Origin of the sequence: Streptomyces sp. NPDC058375, assembly GCF_042723425.1 — a bacterium.
Taxonomy (GTDB): Bacteria; Actinomycetota; Actinomycetes; order Streptomycetales; family Streptomycetaceae; genus Streptomyces; species Streptomyces durocortorensis.
Genome location: NZ_JBHXJG010000501.1, coordinates 1 through 1067 on the forward strand (window position 1 = coordinate 1; position 1067 = coordinate 1067).

General features: G+C 66.0%; 1 protein-coding gene. It reads left to right on the top strand.

Annotated elements, in window-relative coordinates; genetic code table 11:
• The first annotated feature begins 139 nt into the window (after positions 1-139).
• Positions 140-957, top strand: a protein-coding gene (locus ACFWM7_RS35355; RefSeq protein WP_383268902.1) for an IS5 family transposase whose coding sequence is annotated in 2 segments (ribosomal slippage) — positions 140-487 and positions 490-957 — 816 coding nt in all. Because the reading frame shifts where the segments join, the coding sequence is not laid out codon by codon here.
• Positions 958-1067 lie beyond the last annotated feature (110 nt).

Sequence of the window (1067 nt, forward strand, 5' to 3'; positions counted from 1 at the left end):
AACCAGGCAACTACCTGGCCTTTCTCGGACTGGCAGCCGCTCTCTGCTGCTACAAACGATTCCTCAAACTGACCATGTAGGACACGGTCTAAGAGGATGTCTCACGTGGCGTTTCGGTGGTGCGGCATGATGTCGGACCGTGAGGGTTGATCTGTCGCGTCGGCTGGTGCCGGACGAGCTGTGGGGGCTGGCAGCTCCGTTGTTGCCGAGGTTCACGTCTCGTCCGCAGGGCGGGGGTGCTGCTCCGGTGGACGAGAGGGCGGTGTTCACGGCCGTGGTGTACGTGCTGACGAGCGGGTGCGCGTGGCGGTTGGTGCCGGAGTCGTTCGGGGTCTCGCCGGCCACCGCGCACCGTCGGTTCACCGCGTGGACCGAGGCCGGGGTGTGGCGCAGGCTGCACCGGGCAGTGCTGGACGAGCTTGGCGCCAGGGGCGAGCTGGACTGGACGTCCGCGATCGTGGATGCCGCGTCGGTGCGGGCGAAAAGGGGGGCTCGCTGACCGGGCCGAATCCGGTCGATCGCGGCAAGAAGGGCAGCAAACTCCATGTACTGTCCGAGGCCCAGGGCCTGCCGCTGGCCGTCGCGGTGTCCGGCGCGAACGTACACGACAGCCAGGCATTCAAGCCGTTGATTCTCGGCATCCCCGCCGTCCGCTCCCGGCGCGGACCACGCCGGAGGAAGCCGGCGAAGGTGCATGCGGACAAGGCGTACTACTCCGCAGAGCACCTCCGCTGGCTCCGCAGCCGGAACCTCATCGCACGGATCGCCCGCCCCGGCATCGAGTCCGGCGAGCGGCTCGGCCGGCACCGCTGGAAAATCGAGCGTTCGATCTCCTGGCTCTTCGGCTACCGCCGCCTCACCGTCCGGTACGAACGAAAAGGCAGCCACTTCCTCGCCTTCCTCGGCCTCGCTGCAGCCCTCACCTGCTACAAGAAGCTCGCGAAACTCACCACGTGAGACATCCTCTAAGAAGTCATCTCATTTGGGTGACTCGGTATTCTGTGAGTCATGGTGGGGATCGTTGAGCGGTTGGTGCCGGACGAGTTGTGGGAGTTGTTCCAGCGGGT